This is a genomic window from Arthrobacter sp. UYCu511, from assembly GCF_040547105.1.
Taxonomy (GTDB): Bacteria; Actinomycetota; Actinomycetes; order Actinomycetales; family Micrococcaceae; genus Specibacter; species Specibacter psychrochitiniphilus.
In genome coordinates this window covers 41,068-61,083 of record NZ_JBEPPB010000006.1, presented here as the reverse complement: position 1 = coordinate 61,083, position 20,016 = coordinate 41,068, and the positions used below count along the sequence as shown (strand labels likewise).

The following is a 20,016-nucleotide window of genomic DNA, read 5'->3' as shown; positions in this document are numbered from 1 at the left end:
CCACCCGCGCGTTCTAGCTTTTGACGTACTCCGGGTCAGGTTCCGGGTCCTGTTCCTGCGGATCGGCAGGCGTGGAGTCAATGCTGGGCTCGGTGCCGTCTTCGGGCACCCAGCCGTCGGCGTACTCCCCAGCTTTGTAGTCGTAATCAACAGGTTCGCCCTCTTCGTCATGGCGTTGATACCAATCGGTGACTTCGCTGCCGTGGGAGTCAAAGTCTTCACCAGCGCCGTGGCCTACGGCTGCTTTTTCAATGGTCAGGGCAAAGTCATCGCCATGTTCGTCAATGCCCGCCTTGACCGCGTTCTCAATGGCTTGTTCGGCATACTCCGCCCGGATCATCATGGGATCCGTGTGGAGGTCCTTCGCGAAGGCAATCATCATGAGCAACAAAATGATGGCAAAGGGCAAGGCAGAGACAATGATCAGATTTTGCAATCCTTGCAACGCCGTGTTACCGCCTACCAGCAACATCACCACGGCAATGCCCATCATGGCCAGGCCCCAGAAAACCACAATCTTCTTATCCGGTTCCGCCTTGCCGCGCTGGGAAAGAATGCCCATCACCACGGACGCCGAATCAGCGGAGGTGATGAAGAAAATAGCAACGCAGGTCATGGCCAAGAAGGGTGTGATCTGCGCTAGCGGTAACTGATCCAGCACGGAAAAGAACAGGTCTTGGGGAGAGGCGTTGGTGCCAATATCGGCGCCATTCATACGCAGCCAGATGGCGGTTCCACCAAACACGCTAAAGGCCAGCGCACAGACCACCGTGGGAACAACCAGAACGTACAGCACATACTCGCGCAGGGTCCGGCCGCGGGAAATGCGGGCCAGGAAAATCCCTACAAAGGGTGACCAGGAAATCCACCAGGCCCAGTAGAACACGGTCCAGGTGGCTGAGAAGTCAGCTGAATCAGCACCCCATGAGGGGCCCTTGCTCATCATGTGCAGCAATTCAGAGAGGTACTCGGTCAGTGATGCTGGGACAAGGTTCAACAGGAACAAGGTGGGTCCAGCTACAAAGATAAAGGTGGCCAGCACCAAGGCCAGTGTCATGTTGATGTTGGAGAGCCAGCGGATGCCGCGCCCAACACCTGAGACAGCCGAGGCCACGAAGGCCGCGCTGAGAATCGCAATAATGAGGATGAGCCCGGCGTTGGGGAGTTTGCCAATACCGCTGACAATCTCCACACCGCGGCCCACTTGCAAGGCCCCGATTCCCAAGGATGCTGCTGTTCCAAAGAGTGTGGCGACAATGGCGAACATGTCGATCAGCCGTCCGGGGACACCTTCAGTTTGCCGCTTGCCAAACAGTGAGGTGAAAATTGAGCTCATCAAAGGAACCCGGCCACGCCGGTACGCGCCGTAGGCCACCGCCGCACCCACTAGCGCGTACAACGCCCACGCATGCAGTCCCCAGTGGAAAATGGTTTGCGCCATGGCCTTGTGAATGGCGTCAGCTGTTTCCGGAGCGGCTGTTCCGGGCGCCGGTGTAATGAAGTACGTCAGCGGCTCGTAAGGGCCAAAGAAGAACAATCCAATGCCCATGCCAGCAGAGAACATCATGGCAATCCAGGAAAACTTGGAAAACTCCGGTTTTTCCCCGTCGGTCCCCAAGGGTATGCGGCCATATTTACTAAATCCGATGAAGATCATGAACACCAAAACCAGCGAAACAAGAGAGGTGAACAGCCAGCCTGTGTTGGCTACCACCCAGCTCAATGCCGCATCTGAAACACTCTTCAGCGAGTCAGTGGAGATCACGCCCCAGGCGATGAATCCCAGGATCAACACCGCAGCGAGGCTAAAGACCAGCCTGTCAGTACCGTATTTAATCCGTTGTTCATCCACCGAAATTCCTGGCACAAGGCCTGGATGAATATCGTGAGGGTAGTTCTCTTCAATGGTCTGCAAAAGAGTGTGGTCCTCTTTTTCCAGCTGACCATCCTGGCCTACATGCTGCCCAGATTTATGCACTTGTGGCATTGCTTGAGTTCCCGTCCGCGGAAAAGTTGTGTCGTTAAACCTAGCTAAACTTAACGGACGCCAACGTTACCGGTCTCTGGGCGCGGACACACAGCCGAGAATTTTTTGTGACTGGGGCATTTTCTCCAGATCCGTGGATACTAGGCAGTTGGCACGTACTCACCGTGGCCAGCATCACGTAAAGCCACTCGGATTTTTTCCGCGCTGGCGTTCATGAGCTCAGGGTCCGGGTGGTTGTTCACCGTGCCGAAGTCAAAGTTTTCCAGCCCATACGCGGGGAACACATGCACGTGCAAGTGCTCCACCTCGAAACCGGCAATGGTCAGTCCCGCCCGGGGCGCACCAAAGGCGGCCACCTGGGCCTGGCCAATTCTCTGCGCAACAGCCATCAGGTGTGTGAGAAGTTCAGGTGCTGCGTCCGTCCACTTGTCCACTTCTTGCCGCGGCACCACCAGCACGTGCCCATCCGTCAGCGGGCCGATGCTCAGGAAGGAAACGCACTCGGAATCCTTCCAGATGAAACGGCCGGGAATATCACCATTGATGATCTTGGTAAAAAGGGTGCTCACAAAAGACTCCTCAGAATCACAAAAGGAAAGAGAATAACAACAGAAAAAGTGTGTTTAGAGGGTGGAAACGTCAAGGACAAAACGGTACTTGACATCGCCAGCAACCAGCCGGTCATAGGCGCCGTCAAGCTCATCAGCGCTCACTAGCTCAATGTCGCAAACAACGCCGTGCTCGGCGCAGAAATCAAGCATTTCCTGGGTCTCTGCAATCCCACCAATTAGGGAACCACCGTAGGCAAGGCGGCCACGGATCAGCAGGCCCGGATCTACGGGCGGCATCTTCTCTGAGGGCAGACCTAACTGGATCAACGCCCCGTCGCGAGCCAGTGTGCGCAGGTACGCGTTGATGTCATGAACGGCGGCAACCGTGTCGATGATCGCATTGAGCGACTTCTTCGCCGATTCCATTTGCGCCGCATCCGTGGACACCACTACATGATCGGCACCCAAGGCCTTGGCAGCTTCCGCCTTCGAGGGCGAGGTGGTGAACACTGTGACGGTGGCACCGAGAGCTTTGGCGATCTTCACCGCCATGTGACCCAGCCCGCCCAGACCAACAACACCGACCTTGTCGCCTTCTTGGACGTCAAGGTAGCGCAGCGGTGAGTAAGTGGTGACTCCGGCACACAGAAGCGGTGCTGCCGCGGCCGGGTCCATGCCCTCGGGAATGTGCACTACATAGTTCTCATCCACAACAATGCCCTGTGAATAGCCACCCTGGGTGATAGCACCACCATTGCGTGGATCTGCCACATTGTAGGTGCCAACGTTTCCTACCTCGCAATACTGCTCGAAGCCTTCCAGGCAGGAGTCGCATTCGCGGCAGGAATCCACCATGCAGCCAACACCAACCCGCTCGCCCACGGTGAAACCTTCCACGGACTCACCAACGCGGCTCACAATTCCAACAATTTCATGCCCCGGCACCAGCGGGTACTTCGCAGGTCCCCATTCGGAGCGGATGGTGTGCACGTCAGAGTGGCACAGTCCGCAAAATTCAATCGCAATTTCAACGTCGTGCGCTCCGGGCTCGCGGCGTTCAATAGTGCTGGGTCGGAGTCCGGACGTGGCAGAAACAGCTGCATAAGCTTTTACAAGGGTCATGCTTCCACCCTATCGCCGTTCTCACCCCTGCCACTAGAAGGCCCTGTTGCCACGGGCCTCTGGGGCTGATTGGACCACGCGGACCACGAGCCCGGGTACAGGGCCGCCGTGAACCCGGCAATCTCCAGGGCAGCAATTTGGTGCGCCGCCGTCACCCCGGATCCGCAATACACGCCAACGGCGGTTCCCTCCATAACGCCTAAGGCAGCAAACCGTGCCCGCAATTGCTCCGGGGAACAAAAGTGCCCATCCACCAGATTCTCACTGGTTGGGGCGCTGAGCGCCCCCGGAATATGCCCGGCGCGCGGATCCATGGGCTCAACCTCACCCCGGTACCGCTGCCCTGCCCGGGCATCGAGCAAAATTCCGGCCCAGGTGGCTGCCTCATCGGCGTCAATGGTTTGCAGCGCCCCGAAATGTACCACTGCATCACCTGGTTCCGCGGTTTCCTCGCCTTCTGTGAGGGGAAGGTTGGCTGCACGCCAGGCGCCCAATCCGCCGTCGAGCAGGTGCACCTCCGTGAGGCCGCCATGGCGCAAAAGCCACCAGGCACGGGCAGCGGCAGCCGCCCCGGCGTCGTCGTAAATCACCACCGTGTCACCTGAATTGATACCCCAGCGGCGCACTGCGGCAGCAAAGTCCGCCTCCGCGGGCAAGGGGTGGCGGCCATCTGCTGGCAACCCGTGCGAGGCCAGTTCGGTGTCCAAATCCACAAAGACGGAGCCCGGGATATGACCGGCCACATAATGCTCGTGGCCGTGGGGGTCCCCCAGCGCCCAGCGGACGTCCAACAACACCGTCCGCGTACCGGCTAAGCGGCGGGCGTTCAGTTGGTCAACAGTGATAAGGACACTCATGGCAGCTCCTGGAAATTGATTCGCATGCAACTTTCCCCAAATCTACTGCGATACGCTGACAAGCATGAACACTTTGCAGCCTGACTGGTCCTGGACAAACACCGCCATAGGCAAGGTTCAAGCCGAAAACAACCGTTCGGCAGACACCCACCTGTACAAGATCGAGCTACCGCAGGCGTGGGGCGTTGACTTGTATGTAAAGGATGAATCCTGCCACCGCACAGGCAGCTTGAAGCACCGCCTGGCCCGTTCGCTATTCCTGTTTGCCCTGGTCAACGGCCAGATCAACCAGGGCACCACGGTGGTGGAGGCCAGCTCCGGCAGCACGGCTGTTTCAGAGGCGTACTTTGCGCAGTTGCTGGGCCTGGACTTTGTGGCCGTCATGACCCGCTCCACCAGCCCGGAAAAAGTTTCCTTGATTGAACAATTCGGCGGACGCTGCCATTTTGTGGACAACGCCGATGAGGTGTATTCGGCGGCCGCCGCCATTGCCGCCGAAACCAACGGTCACTATATGGACCAGTTCACCTATGCTGAACGGGCTACCGACTGGCGCGGCAACAACAACATTGCCGAATCTATTTTCAGCCAGCTCTCCCATGAGCGCCATCCCGAACCGGCGTGGGTTGTTGTGGGCGCCGGCACCGGTGGTACCTCGGCCACCATTGGCCGCTACATCCGCTACCACGGGCACGCTACGCAACTGGCCGTGGTGGATCCGGAAGGTTCGGCCTTTTACCCGGCATGGAAGAGCGGGGACATGGACACCGTCACAGGCACGTCCTCCCGCATTGAAGGGATCGGCCGGCCCAGGGTTGAGCCCAGTTTTGTGCCAGGGGTCATTGACGCCATGTTCCAAATTCCCGACGCCGCCTCCGTGGCCGCCATGAAGCACTTTGAACAGTTCACCGGCATGCACGCCGGACCGTCCACGGGCACTAATTTGTGGGGCGTGTGGCAGGTGGTGGCGGCCATGGTGGCTGCCGGAGAAAAGGGCAGCATTGTCACGCTGATGTGTGACGGCGGTGAACGGTACGCGGGTAGCTACAACAATGCGGCGTGGCTGCGCGAGAAGGATTTGGACCCCGCACCGCACCTACAAGTCATTGAAGACTTCTTCGCCACTGGCCTCTGGAACGGCTAAACCGGCCAGGACGGGCTGGACGGATAAGCGGGCAGGACCGGCTAAACCCTGTACCTCGCCACGCCTAAATGTCCACGGATTGCCCGGCGTGCAAGTGCCGAAATTTCACCCCGTGCAGCCCGCCAATGCGGGCGATGTGCGACTCCGTGAACGCGAGTCCTTGCTCATTGAGCAGGCCGTCGTGGATTTGGAACGCGTGCGGGGCGCGCACCGAGACCACAAAGTCCACCACTTCGGACACCTTCGACCACGGCGCATGGACGGGTACTAACAAGGTGCCCACGCTGACCCCGTCGGGGACTATGAGGGCATCCCCTGGGTGATAGAGATCATCATCAATCAGGTAGCCCACGTTGGCCACCACGGGAATGCTGGGGTGAATGAGGGCGTGCTGTCCGCCAAAGCACTCAACGGCAAAACCGGCGGCCGTGAACCGCTCCCCGGGCGCCGCGTCCATGATCCGGCCCTGCGCCTCTGGCGCCCGCACCCGCAAGTCGCGGGCCACACCGGTCGGAGCGTGAACGCTCAAGTCCGGCAGGGTTGAGAGCGCGTGTGCCAGGGCATCGCCGTCGTAATGGTCCGGATGTTCATGCGTGATCAGGACGGTGTCAGCCCCCGCCAGCGCCGTGGCGGACTCCGAGAAGATCCCCGGGTCAAGCACCAGCACGCGCCCGTCTTGCTCGAGCCGGATACAAGAGTGGGTGTATTTTGTTAGCAACATGCTGTCAGCCTATGCCCGTATCGCCGCCCCGGCCATGGGCGGCGCCACGGGACTTTTCATGCTGGTGCGCTAGGCTGGGTGATTGGAACACGGCCCCTATGAGAGTAAGAGAGCACCATGTCGGATGCCCCGGTGAAGGAGCAGCGCGTCACCAAGCAACGTGTTGCCATCGGCGCAGCATTGGACACTCTGGACGACTTCGTCAGCACGCAAGAACTGCACCGCTTGCTGCATGAACAAGGAACCCGGGTTTCACTCGCTACCACCTACAGGATCCTCGCCTCGATGGCTGAAGAGGGTCTGGTGGACACCTTGCGCAACGGCGAAGGCGAGGCCGTGTATCGGCGTTGTTCCGCCACCAGCCACCACCACCACCTGTTGTGCCGCAACTGCGGGAAAACAGTGGAGGTGCAGGCACCAGAGGTGGAGAGCTGGGCGGCGGCCATCGCCAAAGCCAACGGCTTCACCCAAGTCCAGCACACCGTGGAAATTTACGGTCTGTGCCCGGAGTGCTCAGCCGCGTAAGCCGTTCTGCTGCGCACCCTTTCCCTGTACCACTCTGCCTCGTCCTACCCTGGACGTGCGTACGGAAGATCTCAAATGGTGCGCCACTTTTGAAGTAGCGCACCATTGGGGCCCAAACCGTGTGCAGCTTCAGAGGACCCGGGAAGCTATGCGGCCAAAGCGGGGCGCTGGGACCAACCACGACGGCGCCGCACCGCCCCTGTGGCCCGGCACAGCAAGTAAATCACGAAGGAAAGTGTTGTCACGTAAGGGCTAATGGGGATGCTGCCGCCCAGGGCCAGCATGATTCCACCCACGGTGGAGATCATGGCGAAGGCCACGCTCAGCACAACCACCCTCCGGGGCGCCACCGTGACCTGCAAGGCCGCGGCGGCGGGCGTGATGAGCAGGGCCAAAACCAGTAGGGCACCCACCACTTGGATCGACAGCGCCACGGCAATGCCCAACAGGAACATGAACGCCAACGAGAGTGTGCGCACGGGCACTCCGCGTGCTGTTGCAATGTCAGGATCAATGCTGGCGAATGTCAGCGGCCGCCAAATCAGGGCCAGCCCCACCACCACCACCAGTGCCGTGCCCGCCAAGACGGAGAGCTGAGTTGAATCAACGGAGACAATCTGCCCCGTCAAGAGCCCGAATTTATTGGCGGAGCGGCCCTCATAGAGGGACAGGAACAAGATGCCCAAACCCAGCCCAAATGGCATGATGACGCCAATGACCGAGTTACGCTCCCGGGCCCGGACACCCATGACTCCCAATAACAAGGCGGCCAAAATGGAGCCAACCAAGGATCCAAAAATGACGTCCGCGCCAATCAATAAGGCAAAGGCGGCCCCCGCGAAGGATAATTCGGCAATGCCGTGCACCGCAAACGCCAAATCCCGCATCATGACAAAGGTGCCGATCAGCCCGCCAACCACACCGAGGATGGCACCGGCCAGCAACGTGTCCCGGAACAGCGGCAGCAGTTCGCCATAGTTGGAGAAGTTGAAGACGGCATCAGAAAAATCTGTCCAGTTCATGAAAGTTCCCGTTCCGTCACGGAGCCCAGCGTGTCCAGCGCATGCCCATCCAGGACCGTGTCCGGACCGCCCACCACCACGAGCCGTCCGTCCAGCGCGAGTACCTCAACCCGTGTGCCATACAGCTCCGAGAGCACCTCGCTGCGCATGACTTCCTGCGGTGTTCCGAGCGTGAATTTTCCACCTGCCAGGTACAGCACCCTGTCCACGTGTTCCAGAATGGGGTTGATTTCATGCGTGACGAACACGACGGCGGCCCCGTGATCTTTGGCTTGCCGGCCCACCAAGGCACTGACTTCTTTTTGATGATTCAAATCAAGGGAGAGCAACGGCTCATCACAGAGCAGAATCTTCGGGTTGGCGGCAACGGCCTGGGCAATGCGCAGCCGTTGTTGCTCACCACCGGAAAGCATGCCCACCGGGATATTCCCGTAACTGGTGGCACCCACTTGCTCCAGTAATTCATCCACACGCGCCCGGTAGGACCGGCCGCGGAGACGGAAGCCCCATTTGTCACCGTCAACACCCAAGCCCACCAAATCCCTGGCCCGCAAGGGGGTGTCTGGCGCGAAATTCTTTTGCTGGGGAACGTAGCCAACGGTGCGGTTGCCACGGCGAGCAGGTGCACCATCAAGCATGAGCGTGCCGGAACTAAGCTGGGTCATGCCCAGCAGGGTCTTCAGAAAGCTGGTTTTGCCGCTGCCGTTAGCACCGAGGACGGCGAGAAATTCTCCGGGGGCCACAGTCAGGTTCAGATCTTCCCAGAGAGTTCGCGGCCCGTACGCTAATGTGGCCCGTTTCAGTGTTATGACAGCGGCTTCGCTCACTTGGCGGCCGCTGCTTTTAGTCCTTGTTCCAAGTGGTTAACATTAGCAAGCATCCACTGCAGGTAGGTGGACCCTTCCGGAAGAGTTTCATTGAAGTCCACCACGGGAACACCGGCGGCCACGGCTTCGGCGTTAACCTGTTCGGTCTGTGGGCTTGCGGTTTGTTCGTTGTACGCCAGCAGCGCAACGGTGCCGGAAGAAAGCAGAGTTTTCATCTCCACCAAAGTTGCGGCCGGGACGTCATTGCCGCTTTCTACTGCATCCGTGAATTCATGGGGGGTCTTGTTAGTCAGACCGGCCTGTTCTAGAAGGTACAGCGGCACGGGCTCAGTGATGGCCACGGACTCACCACCAAAGGTTGTCTTCACCTGGGCCAGGCCATCTGCCACCTCTTTCAGACCGGCTTTAAAATCGTCCGCCTGGGTGGTGAAAGTCTCCGCGTGGGCCGGTAGCACTGCTGAGAAGCGGGCTGCGAGATCATCGGCGAGTTTGATTATGGTGGGTTCGGAATACCAGAGGTGCTCGTTGAAGTCCGCTCCGGTGTCCAATCCTGAGAGCTCGCTGACATTGACAATCTCTCCCGAATCCAGCTGCCCCTTGGCCAGCTGGGCGAAGAAGTCATCGTAGCCACCGCCGTTTTCAATGCCGATCTGCGCCTTGGAGACCGCCAGCTTGTCCTGAGCGTTGGCTTCATACCCGTGGGGATCCGCCGAGGCCTTGGCGATGATGGAATGAACGCTGACGTACTCCCCGCCAATGGCCTGGGCAATATCCCCGTACACATTGGTAGAGGCCACCACCGAGATGGTGCCCTCCGCTGCGGCGGTGGTGGAGACGCCTCCCCCACCACCGCAGGCGGCGAGGGTGAGGGAGGCGGCCACTATTGAGCCCACGGCAAGAAATGTGCGCCGACGTGAAGACATAAGGTTCCTTTACGGGATGCTAATGAGAATTGTTACCAATAAGACCAGCATAGCGCATATTAGGAACCGTTCGCATCAAGCTTTTCGTCGCTCGTGGATGTGCGTCTGAGTAGCGTCGCGGATCTCGCCTACCAACTGCTCAATAACATCCTCCAAAAACAGCACGCCCATGGTCTGTTCATGGGCATCGATAACCCTGGCCATGTGTGAGCCGGTGCGCTGCATGGTAGCCATAACATCCTCAATTTCCTCGGTGGCCGCCAGATTCACCATGGAACGCACACGTGCTTCACCGATGGGCATCTGGTAGCGCTCCAAGGGAATCCGCAGCACGTCCTTCAGGTGCAAATAGCCGATCAGCACGCCCGCCTCATCAGCAAAAACGAAGCGTGAGAAGCCTGTTTTACCCACGGCACGTTCAAAGTCCGCGGGGGTGACATTTGCTGGCAACGTGACCAGATCCGCCAAGGGCACCATGATGCTCTGGGCCGTCTGGGACGAGAATTCCAGGGCACCGGTGATCAGACCCGTCTGGTCAACCACCAGCCCACTGCGGGTGGATTCCTCCACGATCGATTGCACTTCTTCCAGCGTGAAGGTAGAGGACACCTCATCCTGGGGTGTGATCCCGAACAACCGCACAATATGGTTGGCAGTCCAGTTCAGCGCCACAATCAGGGGCCGCACCACTTTAGTGACAAGTACCAGCGGCGGTGCCAGCAGCAAGGCCGCCTTATCCGCTGCGGAAACGCTCATGTTCTTCGGCACCATTTCACCGAACGTCACGTGCAGGAAGGTCACAAGCGCCAAGGTAACGATGAAGGCCACCGGTGATGCCACATTGTCCTGGATACCCAGGGCATGCAGTGGTGCGGCCAGCAGGTGATGGATGGCAGGTTCGGAGACGTTCAAGATCAGCAGCGAACACACCGTGATGCCAAGCTGCGAACATGCCAGCATCAGCGAGACGTTTTCCATGGCGCCCAAGGTGATCTTGGCACGCTTGGAACCTGCGTCCGCCAGAGGTTCAATCTGGCTGCGGCGCGCAGTCATGACGGCAAACTCGGCGGCAACAAAAAAGGCGTTACCCAGGAGCAGCACCACCAACCAGGCAATTCCGGCAATGGGGCTCATGCTCGCTCACCGCGTTCCTTTGAGGCTGCACCTTCGGTGGCACCGGGGCCACCTTTGGCGCCGTCGGGACTTGGTGCCGGAAGGAACCGGATCCGGTCAATACGGCGTTGTTCTATCCGATCAACCACCAGAGTCCCTCCCTCCACAGTGACGCTGTCACCGGGGACGGCGATGCGGCCCAGCTCTGCCATCATGAAGCCGCCCACAGTTTCGTAGCCTGCCTCGTCTGGAACATTGAGCGGGCCAATGCGCTCAGTGACCTCGTCGGGGCGCATGAGTCCAGGAAAAAGCCAGGTCCCGTCAGCACCGAGCAAAATGCCCGGCTTGATGCGGTCATGCTCGTCGGAAACTTCCCCAACAATTTCCTCCACCAGATCTTCTAGTGTGGTCACGCCGGCAGTGCCACCATATTCATCTTGTACCACGGCCATTTGCAGGTTTCCCTCGCGGAGTTCAAGAATCAAGGCGTCCAGGTGAACAGTTTCCGGCACCCGCAGAACATCAGTCATGATGGCGCCAACTTGGAGCGATTCACGTTTGTGGGAGGGCACGGCAACAGCCTTTTTCAGGTGTACCACGCCCACAATGTTATCTGGCGATTCAGAGATGACAGGGAATCGGGAGAAGCCTGTGCGCCGGGCGGCGTCAATGATCTCCGCCACGGACTGGGTACTTTCAATCGTCTGAACTTGCATGCGCGGTGTCATGACGTCTGCGGCGGTGCGCTCGGAAAAGCTCAGGGTGCGGGCCACAAACGTTGCCGTTCCCTTGTTCAAGGTGCCCATGGCTGCGGAACGGCGCACCAGTGAGGCCAACTCCGACGGCGATCGGGCGCCGGAAATCTCTTCCTTGGCTTCCATGCCGAACACGTTCAGCACCTTGTTGGAGAAGCCGTTCAGGACAATGATGGCGGGCTTGAAAACGGCGGTAAACACCAGTTGCGGCCGGGCCACCAGCTTGCCGATTTCAAGCGACTTGGCAATGGCCATGTTCTTGGGAACCAGTTCGCCAATCAGCATTGACAGGAGCGTGGCGATCAGCATGGCCAGGGCCAACGCTATGCCAGCAACTGCCAGTTCGGGGATGCCCAGCACGCCTAGCGGTCCCTGGAGCAAGGCTCCCAGTGACGGTTCCATCAGGAATCCCGTCAACAAAGTAGTCAAGGTGATACCCAGCTGGCAGCTGGAAAGTTGCGTAGATAGAGACTTCAAACAGCGCAGCAGCGGAACTGCTGCCTTGTCCCCATTGTTCACGGCCCGTTGCACGGTGGATTGGTCCAGCGCAACGAGGGAAAATTCAACGGCAACAAAGAATCCTGTGCCAAGGATTAACAGCAGGCCTGCTGCAAGTAGTAACCATTCCATTTACAGCACCCCCCTAGATGTGACGGACAGCCATGCTGTCCGTTGAGGGGGGTTGACCGCCGGCGGAGGGTGGTCGGCGCTGGGGCCGGCCACTGCGGGGGTGAGGGAACTGTGGTCATGTGTACGGGTTTTGCCGGCATGAGCAACGTGAATACAAGTGGCACCTTCAGTGCCCTGTAAGCCGTTGCGCCGGCCCCTAGATTTACTTTCCATTGGACGTTCAGTCTACCCCAGTGCACACCGGGACTGCTGAGACTTCGGTGTCGAACAGGTGAACAAAAGCCGTGAGTTTGCCGTGAATCTCTAGTGGGGCAAGATTGTGTGTTCGCCCAAAGCATGGAAGTTACGGCCGTGGTAAACCATGGGCACATGGTCTCCATGCGCCGCACCATCTTCGGAGGTGATGATCTCTTGAACGTGCGCCGCCAGCAGTAAGGAGCCGCCGGCCGGGGTACGGCTGATGATCTTGCAGCGCAGCGCGTAGCCACCGTGCAACAGCAGCGGCTCACCTGTCTCCAGCCGGGTCCAGGCCATTGTTCCAGCGAATCGCTCAGCTCCGGAGTTTGCGAAGGTCTTGGCCAACTCTAGATCCCCGGCAGTGAGCAGATGCACCACAACAGAGTCGGCCACGGCGATCGCCGCCGCCGAACCGCTCGAGGCAGCCAATGAGAAGGCCAAAAGCGGCGGGTCTGCGGAAACTGAAGCCACCGACGACGCCGTAATGCCCACTGGCCCCGTCACAGAATCGGCTGTGATGATGGAAACGCCGGCAGGGTGCCCGCCGAAGGCTGCCTTGAAGCCCGCCGTCATGGTTTCTTGCGTTAACGGTGCACCGAGCTGAACGTGATGGGCCTGCACAGTCATAACAAAATTCCTCTCACCGCGTCTTGACCTCTGGGCCAAGATCCTCAAGTGACTCTAGAACCTCAACCTTAGTTGAGGTCAAGCCGGAGCGCCATGAGGCCCCTCACACCGCTGGACACCGTTGTATTATTCATCCCGATCGATGCCGTCGAACGCCCGCGCCCCTGGCCCCAAATCGGCTACCTGATCATCAGGGTTGACGAAGCCGCATTCTGCCAGCGAAAGGCAACCGCAGCCAATGCAGCCACCCAAACTGCCCCGCAGTTTTTGCAGAGCGGCGATGCGGGCGTCCAATTCACTCTGCCAGTGCTCGGACAGGCGCTGCCAATCCTGCTGGGTGGGGACGCCGTGATCAGGGAGTTCGGCAAAGACCCCGCGCACCAGGGACAGCGGAATGCCTGCACGCTGGGCTGCCCGGATGACAGCCACACGGCGCAGCACTGAGCGGGGGTAGCGGCGCTGGTTCCCGGAGGTTCGGGAACTGAAAATAAGCCCCTGCCGCTCATAAAAGTGCAGTGCTGAAACGCTGACGTCACCACGTTGGGCAACTTGGCCCACGCTCAACTGTTCCTGCGCGCGGAGGCTTGCTCCGGCGTCGGACATGTTATTGCCCGTGCACTTGGCGAATGCCGCTCACGGCGCGGTCCAGAATTTCGCTCATGCTCCCACCCACATCAACCACGACGGCGGACTCGTCGGCTTCCAGCGGTTCCAGGGCTTCCAGCTGGGAGGCGAGCAACTTCGGCGGCATGAAGTGCCCGGAGCGGCCCTCAAGCCTTGCACTAAGCACCTCAAGCGTGCCATCGAGGTGCAAGAAAATGGTGTCGGGCGCCTGTTCCCGGATGGCGTCTCTGTAGCGCCGCTTCAGCGCCGAGCAGGCCACCACAATTCCGCTGGCCGTGGTGGCCGCCAATTCGTGGCCCACCAGGTACAACCAGGGCCAGCGGTCATCGTCATCAAGCGGGGTGCCGCCGGCCATCTTGCGGACATTTCCCAGCGGATGCAGCGAATCGGCGTCCACGAAGGGGACATTCAGGGCGTCCGCAACGAGCGTGCCGATGGTGGACTTACCGGCCCCGGAAACACCCATGACCACAATCCGGGTGGCAGACTTTCGGGTAGCAGGCACTCGGCTGGTGGGTGAAGGTGAAGCATCTTCAGGGGTAGTCATAGCTTCTTGTATACCAAACCTTGGGCCAGAAACCCCGGATGAGCCCACCGGAGCCCAGGTGAGCTGCTCCCCTACCAGCTTTGCTGTAGTGGCCGGCCCTCCTCATAACCAGCCGCGGACTGCACCCCAACAATGGCCCGCTGCCGGAATTCGGCTAGGGAGGACGCACCCGTATAACTAAATGAGCTGCGCAGCCCTGCCGTGATCATGTCCAAGAGATCTTCCACTCCCGGCCGAGCCGGATCCAGATACATCTTGGAAGTAGAGATTCCTTCCTCGAACAATCCCTTGCGGGCGCGTTCAAAGGCGGCGTCCCCCGAGGAACGGTTCGCCACGGCCCGGGCCGAGGCCATGCCAAAACTTTCCTTGAACTGGCGCCCAGTGGCGTCCAGGTGCAGATCCCCCGGGCTCTCATACGTGCCGGCGAACCAAGAGCCAATCATGACCTGGCTGGCACCGGCAGCCAAAGCCAAGGCAACATCACGCGGGTACCTCACACCGCCGTCGGCCCACACGTGGGCACCCAGCTCTGCGGCTGCCGCGGAACATTCCAAAACGGCAGAGAACTGGGGCCGGCCCACAGCCGTCATCATGCGTGTGGTGCACATGGCACCCGGACCAACCCCTACCTTGATGATGTCCGCGCCGGCCTCCACCAAATCGTGCACACCCGCAGCGCTGACCACGTTGCCCGCCACCACCGGAACGGATGGGCCCAGCAGGCGCACACCGCGCAGTGCGGCCAGCATCTTTTCCTGGTGACCATGTGCCGTGTCCACCACCAGGGCGTCCACACCATGGTCCAAAAGAGCCGCGGCCTTCCCGGCAACATCACCGTTGATCCCCACGGCCACACCCAACCGCAAGTGGCCCGAATCATCTTGAGCCGGCCGGTAAATGGTGGAACGCAGCGCCCCTAAACGGGTCAAAACTCCTACAACCTCCCCAGCCCGCAGGACAGGGGCGTAGTCGGCCCCCGCCGAATCAAGGACTGCGAAGGCTGACCGTAGGGCCGCATCCGTCTGCGCCTTCGCGGCAGCAAAATCCAGTTCACCGGCGTCGGCCTGCGTGCGAATCTCGTCAAAGGGTGCGGACTCCAGCGTCAAAACATTTGAGCGCATAACTGAGGCTAGGGAGGCGAATCTATCTGCCCCCTCACAATCGGCACCGCGCACCACACCCATAAAGTCATGACCGTCAACCACCACCACGGCGTTGTGGGAGCGCTTGCCCATGAGGTGCAGGGCGTCAATCACAATGTCACTTGATCTCATCAGCAGAGGTGTTTCAAAAAGCGAATCACGCTGTTTCACCCAGCTGGTGACGGAACGCAGAACATCCAACGGAATGTCCTGGGGCAGGATTGCCATGCCGCCGCGCCGGGCCACGGTTTCAGCCATCCGTTTCCCGGAGACTGCCGTCATATTGGCCACGATCAGTGGAATGGTGGTGCCGGTGCCATCGCCGCTGGACAAGTCCACATCCAGCCGTGATGAGACTGTGGAGCGCGAGGGAACCAAGAAAACATCTGAATAGGTCAGGTCCGTGGTGGGTTGGGTCAGAAAACGCATCTTTCTCCCTCTTTCACGCGTGCCGGTGGTATATGCCCGGGCGGATAGCCGAAGAGCTGCTAGGCAGCGTACGCACAGCGCCCGGCAGCCGCCTCTGAGCTTGGCAGCATCCGCCTCCGAGTCTAGCCACCATGTGAGGCGCCTCACCGCCAGAACGTGCATGTTTTTACGAAGCACCCGGGCGCGCCGCGGCATAGATTGGCCTACAGGCCGTGAATCTTACTAGACTTGCTCGAGGAAGGGATTTCTCGGATCCTGACCATTTACGAATAGGCTTCGCACGTTTGCGCCGTCAACATCCGCCAGATTCGGGTGCTGTCGCCACGCGTATGACTGCACAGCGGGCAACAAGAACTCATGGAAGAGGCGTAATACACGTGCCAGAGCAATCCATCCACCGTCTACCAGAAGAATTTGGCGGCAACGAGTGGCTCGTCGATGAACTGTATGAGCGCTACAAGGGCAACAAGAACTCAGTAGACACCAAGTGGTGGCCACTCTTTGAGGGTTTCGCTGCTGATGATGCGGCCGGCAATGGCCGCCATACTGCCAGCAATTCCGCCCCCATCACCGCCCAGATTCCAGTTGTAGCTGCCCCTGTTGCTGCTGCACCTGCCGCCCCTGCGCCTGCTGCCCCTGCGGCAAACACCGCGGCTGCAAGCACGACGCCGGCCCCCGCCGCCGTTGTTCCGGCAGCTCCCGCCGTGGCCCCCAAGGCGCCGGCTGCCCCGCGTCCGCCGGCTCCGGCCAAGGATGCAGCACGCACGGGAACCACCCCCATCCCGGCCCAGCTGCCCAAGTCCGCCAAGGACGTGTCCGTCCCGTCTGAAGCAGTCAAGACTGTGTTGCGTGGACCGGCCAAGGCCATTGCAGCCAACATGGTCATGAGCCTTGAAGTTCCCACGGCTACCAGCGTGCGCGCCATCCCGGCGAAGTTGCTGATCGATAACCGTGTTGTCATCAATTCCAACCTGGCCCGCGCCCGCGGCGGCAAGGTTTCTTTCACCCACTTGATCGGCTACGCCGTCATCAAGGCGCTGGGCCAATTCCCCTCGATGAACGTCTACTACGACGAAATCGATGGCAAGCCCGTAGCAGTGCAGCCTCCGCACGTGAACTTCGGTATTGCCATTGACATGCCCAAGCCGGATGGCACCCGCCTTCTCATGGTGCCGAACATCAAGAAGGCTGAGACGCTTAACTTCGCCGAGTTCTGGCGTACCTATGAGGACCTCATCAAGCGTGCCCGTGCTGGCAAGCTGACAGCGGATGACCACTCCGGAACCACCGTTTCACTCACCAACCCCGGTGGTATCGGCACCGTGCACTCGGTGCCGCGCCTGTCCAAGGGCCAGGCGGCCATCATCGGCGTCGGCGCTCTCGATTACCCGGCCGAGTACCAGGGTGCCAGCCCCAAGATCATCGCTCGCAACGCCGTATCGAAAATTTTGACGCTGACCAGCACCTATGACCACCGCGTCATCCAGGGTGCCGGTTCGGGCGAATTCTTGAAGAAGGTGCACCAGCTGCTGCTCGGTGCCGAGAACTTCTATGATGAAATCTTCGAATCCCTGCGCATCCCGTACGAGCCTGTGCGCTGGAGTGTTGACCTGCAGGTGGATCCGGCCGACCAGATCAACAAGGTCGCCCGCATCCAGCAGCTCATCCACTCATACCGTGTTCGCGGCCACCTCATGGCCGACACCGACCCGCTGGAATACGTCCAGCGCACGCACCCGGACCTTGATGTGCTGACCTACGGCCTCACCCTCTGGGATCTGGACCGCGAATGGCCCACTGGCGGTTTTGGCGGCAAGTCCAAACTACTGCTGCGTGACATCTTGGGCGTCCTCCGTGACGCTTACTGCCGCACCACTGGCGTGGAATACATGCACATCCAGGAACCTGAACAGCGCGAATGGTTCCAGAACGAGCTGGAGCACCCGTACTCCAAGCCGAGCCGCGAAGAGCAGCTACGCATTGTCTCCAAGCTGAACTCCGCCGAAGCGTTTGAGACGTTCCTGCAGACAAAGTTCGTTGGCCAGAAGCGCTTCTCCCTGGAGGGTGGCGAATCCCTGATTCCGCTGCTTGACTCCATCATTTCCGATGCCGCTGATGACGGTATGGATGAAGTTGCCATTGGCATGGCCCACCGCGGCCGCCTGAACGTGCTCACCAACATTGCCGGCAAGACCTATGCCCAGGTCTTCCGCGAATTTGAGGGCACCCAGGATTCGCGCAGCGTCCAGGGCTCCGGTGACGTCAAGTACCACTTGGGCACGGAAGGAACCTTCACTTCCGACGCCGGCAACGAAACCAAGGTTTACCTGGCTGCAAACCCCTCCCACCTGGAAGCTGTTGACGGCGTCCTGGAAGGAATTGTCCGCGCCAAGCAGGACCGTCTGGACCAGGGCGAGAACTTCCCCGTGCTACCCATCATGGTGCACGGCGACGCCGCCTTCGCGGGTCAGGGTGTTGTTGCTGAAACCCTGAACCTGTCCCAGCTGCGCGGCTACCGCACCGGCGGTACCATCCATATTGTTGTCAACAACCAGGTTGGCTTCACCACGGCCCCGTCTTCATCGCGCTCCTCGGTGTACTCCACCGATGTGGCCAAGATGATCCAGGCACCTGTCTTCCATGTCAATGGAGACGATCCCGAAGCCGTGGTCCGTGCCGCACAGCTGGCCTACCAGTTCCAGCAGCGTTTCCGCAAGGACGTTGTGATTGACCTGGTTTGCTACCGCCGCCGCGGGCACAATGAGGGCGATGACCCCTCGATGACGCAGCCGCTCATGTACAACCTGATCGAAGCCAAACGTTCAGTGCGCCGCTTGTATACGGAAGCGCTGATTGGCCGTGGCGACATCACCGAAGAGGAAGCCACGCAGCTGCTGCGCGACTACCAGGAACGCCTCGAGCGCGTCTTCGCTGAAACGCATGCTGCTCAGACATCCCCGATCCCCATCATCACCAAGGATTCGCAGGCCATTTCGGATCTGGAGCGCCCCACCGCCCAGCAGGCTGACTCCGGTGTCAACGATCCTCAGATCACGGCCATCAGCGCAGACATGCTGGCCCGGATCGGCTCCATCCACACACAGATCCCGGAAGGTTTTGAGATTCACCAGAAGCTCAAGCCGCTCCTGGCTAAGCGTGAGGCAATGTCCCGTGAAGGCGGCATTGACTGGGGCTTTGGTGAACTCAGCGCCTTTGGCTCACTGCTCATGGAAGGCGTCCCTGTCCGCATGGCTGGTCAGGACTCACGCCGAGGCACCTTCGTACAGCGCCACGCAGTGTTCCACGACCGCGCCAATGGCAAGGTCTGGACCCCGTTGCGTGACCTCAGCGAGGATCAGGCACAACTGTGGATCTATGACTCACTCCTGAGTGAATACGCTGCCATGGCCTTTGAATACGGCTACTCTGTGGAGCGCCCGGATGCCTTGGTTGTCTGGGAAGCCCAGTTTGGTGACTTCGTCAACGGCGCCCAGACGGTCATTGATGAATTCATCTCCTCTGCTGAGCAGAAGTGGGGCCAGCGTTCCTCACTGGTACTGATGCTCCCGCACGGCTATGAAGGTCAGGGACCGGACCACTCTTCAGCTCGCATTGAGCGCTTCATGCAGATGTGTGCTGAAGAGAACATGATCGTGGCCAACCCCACCACGCCGGCCTCGCACTTCCACTTGCTGCGTCGCCAGGCGTACCTGCGCCCGCGCAAGCCGCTGATCATCTTCACCCCGAAGCAGCTGTTGCGCCTGAAGGCTGCCGCTTCCCCCGTTGAGGACTTCACCACGGGCGGTTTCCGTCCCGTGATTGGTGAGCATGCAGCGGTGGACAACAACGCCGTGGATCGCGTCATTATGGTCTCGGGCCGCTTGTACTACGATCTGATTGCAGCACGTGAGAAGGCCGCCGACACTAAGGTTGCCATCATCCGTGTTGAGCAGCTTTACCCGCTCCCGCTGGAGGAGATCAAGGCCGAACTGGCCAAGTACCCCAATGCCGATCTGGTCTGGGCACAGGACGAGCCTGCCAACCAGGGTCCTTGGCCGTTCATGGGCCTGAACTTGGCACCGGAGTTGGCGAAGAAACTGAACCGGGTTTCCCGCCCTGCCTCTGCAGCCACAGCTACGGGGTCCGCCAAGACCCACGCGGTGGAGCAAACATTGCTCATCAAGCAGGCTTTCGAGCGTAGTTAGCCCATCCAAGATGCCCGGTCTGCACTAT

Annotated in this window: 17 protein-coding genes; 3 read left to right on the top strand and 14 right to left on the bottom strand. The window is 60.0% G+C overall.

Annotation, left to right across the window (positions count from 1 at the left end; translation table 11 throughout):
• Positions 1 to 13 precede the first annotated feature (13 nt).
• From ABIB48_RS10150 to ABIB48_RS10135, 4 genes are all read right to left on the bottom strand, one after another.
• Positions 14 to 1,987 carry a BCCT family transporter gene (locus ABIB48_RS10150; RefSeq protein WP_354212900.1) on the bottom strand — a complete coding sequence of 658 codons (1,974 nt, stop codon included), beginning with the start codon at positions 1,985 to 1,987 and terminating at the stop codon, positions 14 to 16.
• A 140-nt stretch (positions 1,988 to 2,127) separates the two neighbouring features.
• Entirely contained in the window at positions 2,128 to 2,556 is a 429-nt protein-coding gene (locus ABIB48_RS10145; RefSeq protein ID WP_315913083.1) for an HIT family protein, read from the bottom strand.
• Between the two features lie 54 nt (positions 2,557 to 2,610).
• Complete coding sequence (locus tag ABIB48_RS10140) at positions 2,611 to 3,660, bottom strand: NAD(P)-dependent alcohol dehydrogenase (protein ID WP_110106606.1); 1,050 nt, start codon at positions 3,658 to 3,660, stop codon at positions 2,611 to 2,613.
• A complete protein-coding gene (locus ABIB48_RS10135; protein ID WP_110106605.1) occupies positions 3,657 to 4,517 on the bottom strand; it encodes a sulfurtransferase in 861 nt (286 codons plus the stop codon). The genes ABIB48_RS10140 and ABIB48_RS10135 overlap by 4 nt, the downstream gene beginning before the upstream one ends.
• A 64-nt stretch (positions 4,518 to 4,581) precedes the next feature.
• Here ABIB48_RS10135 and ABIB48_RS10130 point away from each other — a divergent pair, with 64 nt between their 5' ends.
• Positions 4,582 to 5,661 carry a PLP-dependent cysteine synthase family protein gene (locus ABIB48_RS10130; RefSeq protein ID WP_110106604.1) on the top strand — a complete coding sequence of 360 codons (1,080 nt, stop codon included), beginning with the start codon at positions 4,582 to 4,584 and terminating at the stop codon, positions 5,659 to 5,661.
• A gap of 64 nt (positions 5,662 to 5,725) precedes the next feature.
• Here ABIB48_RS10130 and ABIB48_RS10125 read toward each other — a convergent pair whose 3' ends face one another.
• Positions 5,726 to 6,382, bottom strand: coding sequence for an MBL fold metallo-hydrolase (locus ABIB48_RS10125; protein WP_110106603.1), 657 nt, complete (start codon positions 6,380 to 6,382; stop codon positions 5,726 to 5,728).
• A gap of 117 nt (positions 6,383 to 6,499) precedes the next feature.
• Between ABIB48_RS10125 and ABIB48_RS10120 the strand changes: the two genes are divergently transcribed.
• Complete coding sequence (locus ABIB48_RS10120) at positions 6,500 to 6,907, top strand: Fur family transcriptional regulator (RefSeq protein ID WP_110106602.1); 408 nt, start codon at positions 6,500 to 6,502, stop codon at positions 6,905 to 6,907.
• 146 nt (positions 6,908 to 7,053) lie between these two features.
• Here ABIB48_RS10120 and ABIB48_RS10115 read toward each other — a convergent pair whose 3' ends face one another.
• The 9 genes from ABIB48_RS10115 to guaB1 all read right to left on the bottom strand — a co-directional run bounded on the left by ABIB48_RS10115 (position 7,054) and on the right by guaB1 (position 15,783).
• Positions 7,054 to 7,929 carry a metal ABC transporter permease gene (locus ABIB48_RS10115; protein ID WP_110106601.1) on the bottom strand — a complete coding sequence of 292 codons (876 nt, stop codon included), beginning with the start codon at positions 7,927 to 7,929 and terminating at the stop codon, positions 7,054 to 7,056.
• Entirely contained in the window at positions 7,926 to 8,756 is an 831-nt protein-coding gene (locus ABIB48_RS10110; protein ID WP_245932217.1) for a metal ABC transporter ATP-binding protein, read from the bottom strand. Before ABIB48_RS10110 ends, ABIB48_RS10115 begins: the two co-directional genes overlap by 4 nt.
• Entirely contained in the window at positions 8,753 to 9,679 is a 927-nt protein-coding gene (locus tag ABIB48_RS10105; RefSeq protein ID WP_354212899.1) for a metal ABC transporter solute-binding protein, Zn/Mn family, read from the bottom strand. Before ABIB48_RS10105 ends, ABIB48_RS10110 begins: the two co-directional genes overlap by 4 nt.
• 75 nt (positions 9,680 to 9,754) lie before the next feature.
• Positions 9,755 to 10,813: a hemolysin family protein gene (locus tag ABIB48_RS10100; protein WP_110106599.1), complete on the bottom strand. Its 1,059-nt coding sequence runs from the start codon at positions 10,811 to 10,813 to the stop codon at positions 9,755 to 9,757.
• Positions 10,810 to 12,177: a hemolysin family protein gene (locus ABIB48_RS10095; RefSeq protein WP_354212898.1), complete on the bottom strand. Its 1,368-nt coding sequence runs from the start codon at positions 12,175 to 12,177 to the stop codon at positions 10,810 to 10,812. The genes ABIB48_RS10100 and ABIB48_RS10095 overlap by 4 nt, the downstream gene beginning before the upstream one ends.
• Before the next feature lie 303 nt (positions 12,178 to 12,480).
• A complete protein-coding gene (locus tag ABIB48_RS10090; RefSeq protein ID WP_211315129.1) occupies positions 12,481 to 13,041 on the bottom strand; it encodes a flavin reductase family protein in 561 nt (186 codons plus the stop codon).
• Between the two features lie 126 nt (positions 13,042 to 13,167).
• Positions 13,168 to 13,644, bottom strand: a complete 477-nt coding sequence (gene soxR / locus ABIB48_RS10085) for a redox-sensitive transcriptional activator SoxR (RefSeq protein WP_315913074.1) — start codon at positions 13,642 to 13,644, stop codon at positions 13,168 to 13,170.
• A gap of 1 nt (position 13,645) precedes the next feature.
• Positions 13,646 to 14,212, bottom strand: coding sequence for a gluconokinase (locus ABIB48_RS10080; RefSeq protein WP_354212897.1), 567 nt, complete (start codon positions 14,210 to 14,212; stop codon positions 13,646 to 13,648).
• Between the two features lie 71 nt (positions 14,213 to 14,283).
• Entirely contained in the window at positions 14,284 to 15,783 is a 1,500-nt protein-coding gene (gene guaB1 / locus ABIB48_RS10075; RefSeq protein WP_110106595.1) for a GMP reductase, read from the bottom strand.
• Positions 15,784 to 16,160: 377 nt separating this feature from the next.
• On the opposite strand from guaB1, the gene ABIB48_RS10070 reads away from it, so the two are divergent.
• The gene (locus ABIB48_RS10070) at positions 16,161 to 19,988 is read left to right on the top strand and encodes a multifunctional oxoglutarate decarboxylase/oxoglutarate dehydrogenase thiamine pyrophosphate-binding subunit/dihydrolipoyllysine-residue succinyltransferase subunit (protein ID WP_354212896.1); all 3,828 of its coding nucleotides are present in this window, start codon (positions 16,161 to 16,163) and stop codon (positions 19,986 to 19,988) included.
• Positions 19,989 to 20,016: the final 28 nt, after the last annotated feature.